The 4,085-nt window shown below is 57.4% G+C and carries 5 protein-coding genes and 1 pseudogene; all 6 read right to left on the bottom strand.

All coding sequences use genetic code 11. The annotated features are described in order from the left end of the window. Positions 1 to 1,096: 1,096 nt before the first annotated feature. Positions 1,097 to 1,582 (bottom strand): peptidylprolyl isomerase, encoded by a 486-nt coding sequence (locus ACXACQ_RS23605; RefSeq protein WP_474978510.1) that lies wholly within the window; start codon positions 1,580 to 1,582, stop codon positions 1,097 to 1,099. Further along, positions 1,485 to 2,108 carry a SurA N-terminal domain-containing protein gene (locus tag ACXACQ_RS23600; RefSeq protein ID WP_474978509.1) on the bottom strand — a complete coding sequence of 208 codons (624 nt, stop codon included), beginning with the start codon at positions 2,106 to 2,108 and terminating at the stop codon, positions 1,485 to 1,487. Before ACXACQ_RS23600 ends, ACXACQ_RS23605 begins: the two co-directional genes overlap by 98 nt. Before the next feature lie 173 nt (positions 2,109 to 2,281). Beyond that, the gene (locus ACXACQ_RS23595) at positions 2,282 to 2,536 is read right to left on the bottom strand and encodes an HU family DNA-binding protein (protein WP_474978508.1); all 255 of its coding nucleotides are present in this window, start codon (positions 2,534 to 2,536) and stop codon (positions 2,282 to 2,284) included. A 276-nt stretch (positions 2,537 to 2,812) separates the two neighbouring features. Further along, positions 2,813 to 3,471: pseudogene (locus tag ACXACQ_RS23590) on the bottom strand (S16 family serine protease). Beyond that, positions 3,396 to 3,626 (bottom strand): hypothetical protein, encoded by a 231-nt coding sequence (locus ACXACQ_RS23585; RefSeq protein ID WP_474978507.1) that lies wholly within the window; start codon positions 3,624 to 3,626, stop codon positions 3,396 to 3,398. The pseudogene ACXACQ_RS23590 and the gene ACXACQ_RS23585 overlap by 76 nt, the downstream one beginning before the upstream one ends. Continuing rightward, on the bottom strand, positions 3,599 to 4,085 hold a 487-nt coding region (locus ACXACQ_RS23580), incomplete at its 5' end, for an AAA family ATPase (protein WP_474978506.1). The genes ACXACQ_RS23585 and ACXACQ_RS23580, both read right to left, overlap by 28 nt.

The raw sequence follows: 4,085 nt of genomic DNA, 5'->3' as shown, positions 1-4,085 counted from the left end.
AAGGTTAATAGGGAAACACGATAGAATCCGAACAGCACCTTATCGACATTCTTGCAACCGGCGTAACCCTCAAACGCGGCGCGGATTTCCTCGGGCACCTCAAGAAGATCAAGGAAAGCCTCAAGCCCACCCGCTTCCCACCGACCTGAGCCTCAGTGCCACAATAGAAGAGGTCAGCAGATACAAGAAAGCCCGGGCATTCGCACCGGGCTTTTCGTTGATCGCGGGGCGCCATTCGGCGCCTTTTTCATGAGGCGGATATCAGGGTCTCTCGACCTCCGCCCGGTTTCGAAGGAACTGCTGGTACGCGGCGTATTCCCTCTGGCCTTCGAGAGATGCCAGGAATTCCCGAAGCTGGTTCAGTTCGGTACCATCTCCCGAGACCTGCCCGTCCGTGACCTCGTCCAGCGCGATCACCGCGGCAGAATTGGCCATCACAGCCTTGCCAAACCGGGCGCCATCCGCTGGGCGCGCCAGAAGAAAACACCTGCTGGAGAATGGCGGGACCTGCCTCGGAGGCGTTCCGTGCCAGCCCTTCATAGCTGGACCACTCACCAATACCCTCGGGGCTCTGACCTGACTCCAGGTCAGCGATAATCGCGTCAGCCCTTTCAGAAGAGCTTCCCGCGTCTTGCGCTGCTCCAGCGTCATCCGGATCTGATCCCGAACCTGGTGCCAGGGGCAGCTGCTCGGCTTCGTCGGTACTTATTCACCCGGGCAACGACAGACACGTTGTCACCCACATCGATCAACTCGGTGTTGTAACCCGCGTCCAGGACATCTTCGGAAAACAACTGCCGTACCAGACCGGCGTGGTCAAACGGCGCCTGACCACCGTCACGGGTAACGCCGCTGGCCTCCCGCACCTCAAGCCCGAGCTCTTCGGCAGGGCCGGCCAGATCATCGGCGGCATACGCGGAGTCGGCAAGCTCTGCCCGGACTTCAGCAAACTGCTCACGAGCTCTCACGGGCCAGCTCACGACGGAGCTGGTCTTCCATCTCATCCGAGACGGCACCTCGGACTCCCTGACATCCTCGAGGCGAATAGGATCGAACCCCGAACGATGTCCGAACCGGCTCGGAAACTTCGCCTTCCTCAAGGGCAAACAGGGCTTCCTCGAAGGGCTCGGCGTAAATGCCACGACCGGCGTGCGCCCAGGTCGCCGCCGTCTTCGGCCGAAACGGTATCAATGGAATACTCCCGCGCCAGGTCAGCAAATGACTCCCCGGCCGCCAGGCGCTCCTGGATCGTTGCCATGGTTTCGTCTGCGTCACTGCCCTCTTCGATCAGGATGTGGGACGCCCGACGCTCCTCACTGGCCAGATCGGCAGCCTGCTGCTCGTAATCGGCCTGAAGCTCCGCATCGTCAACTTCAATGCTCTCAGCAAGGGCACCCAGCGAAAGCGTGATGTAGGCAGCGTCTACACGCTCCGGCTGCTGAAACGCACCCGAGTTTTCTTCATAAAAGGCTTCAACGTCGGCGTCAAAACCGATGACCCGCGTCCGCCACTGAGCTGGCAGGAATATCCAGTACCCGGAAACTGCGTGTCTGGTTCTGAATCTGGAGCAGCTGCTCGGCATTCTCATCCGCCACCAGGCCACTCTGAACGATACCCGCACGGATCTGGTTCACCACATATTGCTTGCGCATGGCTTCCCGAAACTCGCCCACGCCCATGCCCATATTACGGACTGTGGCCACAAAGCGGTCGCGATTGAACTGGCCATCCACCTGGAACTGCGGCATCTGGGTAATCAACGCATCGATATCAGCATCATTGAGCTCCAGTCCCTGAGCGTTGGCATCCTGGATCAGGACCTGCTCCTGGATCAGGGAATCCAGAACGTCTGTGCGAATCTGGTCTTCGTCAAGCATCGAGGGATCCGGGTTTTCCATTCTGGATAGCCGGCGCTGGCTCTCCATCTGGACCACGCGGAGAAACTCCCGCTCGGTAATATCCTCGCCGTTGACGGTTGCCACCTCAGGCTCGCCGGAGAAGCCGCCGACAATGGCGTCCATCCCCCAGATGGATAGCGACACAATAAGAAGACCAATGATGACCTTGGCGATCGTGCCCTGGGCATTGTTCCGAATATCTTGAAGCATGTTTCTCCCGGATCCCTGTTCAAGGTAGTGCAGTTTTATTCGTTTCAGCGCGCGGCGAAGGGCGGACCTAACGTAAAAAGGCGCACCCGGTGTGGAATGCGCCTTGAATTCTTCTTGGGTGGCTTCCTGCGACAGAAGCCACCGGAGAAAGAACCGTTACTTAACGGCGTCTTTCAGGGCCTTGCCTGCTTTGAACCCAGGCACTTTGGAGGCCGGAATCTGATCTCGGCACCAGTCTGCGGGTTACGACCGGTACGAGCAGCACGCTCTTTTACGGAGAAGGTACCAAAACCGATCAGAGTTACCTGATCGCCTTTTTTCAGGGCACCGGTGATTGAGTTGGTCATTGCGTCCAGAGCACGGCCAGCGGCGGCTTTGGAGATATCTGCGGACTCTGCAATTGCATCGATAAGTTCGGACTTGTTCACACTAAACCCCTTCGATTTCAGGTTGAAGATGTTATAGGTTGGTTTGTTTTTCTCGGACGTTCTCGACTATCGCATAAGCGGTCGGAGAATTCCATTCTTCACTTTTCTTATTCCTTTCGGCTTTATACCGGCATTCGGAATAGGGACTGACTGCGCGGGAACCCTGGTATTGGCTGCTTCACGGCGAAACAGTTATACCAATGGGCTCTCAGGCATGTCAACAACTCATCAAGGCTTTAATGTGTATTTATGCGCTCTGACGCGTCGCCTTCTTCGTCACGCGGCTTGCCAGAACCCGTTTTCCGGAGATGAATCTTCAGCCCTGGGCTCGGGTGGATAGGCCAGTGCAATATCCAGCACTTCGTCGATCCACTTCACAGGACGAATCTCCAGCGACTCCTTGATGTTTTCAGGTATCTCCTTGAGATCCCTGACATTCTCATCCGGAATGATCACCGTCTTGATGCCACCCCGATGCGCTGCCAGAAGCTTTTCTTTCAACCCACCGATGGCAAGAACGCGTCCACGCAGAGTGATTTCACCGGTCATTGCAACGTCGGCGCGAACCGGAATCTTGGTCAGAGAAGAAACCAGCGCTGTGCACATACCGATACCGGCACTGGGACCATCTTTCGGTGTCGCACCCTCCGGTACATGCACGTGCAGATCGTGCTTCTCGTGGAAATCATCGGCAATTCCAGACCGGGTGCCCGGCTACGTACCACCGTCAATGCCGTCTGGATGGACTCCTGCATGACATCACCCAGGGAACCCGTCTTCACGACCCGGCCCTTGCCAGGCGTGAGGGCGCACTCAATATGCAGCAGTTCGCCACCCACCTGGGTCCAAGCCAGACCGGTCACCTGACCAATCTCGTTCTTTTCCTCGGCGAGGCCGTACTTGAATTTTTTGACCCCCAGGTAATCTTCGAGCATGTCCTGCGTGAGAGTGACAGAGACCTTCTCTCCGCTCTCCACATGGTCACGCACCAGCCTTGCGGGCAGATCTTGGCAATCTCGCGCTCCAGGCCACGTACACCGGCTTCACGGGTGTAGTCGCGGATCAGGTCGCGAAGGGTGTCCTCTGGCAACTTGAGCTCATCCTTGCGCAGGCCGTTGGCCTTGATCTGCTTCGGCAACAGATAACGCAGCGCAATATTGACCTTCTCGTCCTCCGTGTAACCCGGGATACGGATGATTTCCATCCGGTCCAGCAGGGCGGGAGGAATGTCCATGGATCGGAGGTACACACGAACATCACATCGGAGAGATCGTAATCCACTTCGAGGTAGTGATCGTTGAAGGTGTGATTCTGTTCCGGGTCGAGGACCTCCAGCAGCGCTGAGGCCGGATCACCACGATGATCCATGCCCATCTTGTCAATTTCATCGAACAGGAACAGCGGATTCTTCACGCCCACCTTGGACAGCTTCTGAAGAAGCTTGCCGGGCAACGCACCAATGTAGGTCTTCCGGTGGCCGCGGATTTCAGCTTCATCACGCACGCCGCCCAGGGCCATCCGGGTGTACTTCCGTAGTCGCACGGGCAAT

The organism is Fulvivirga sp. AWR4_260 (assembly GCF_056158185.1).
Note: the sequence above shows the minus strand (reverse complement) of the source record. Positions and strands in the feature narration are given on the sequence as shown.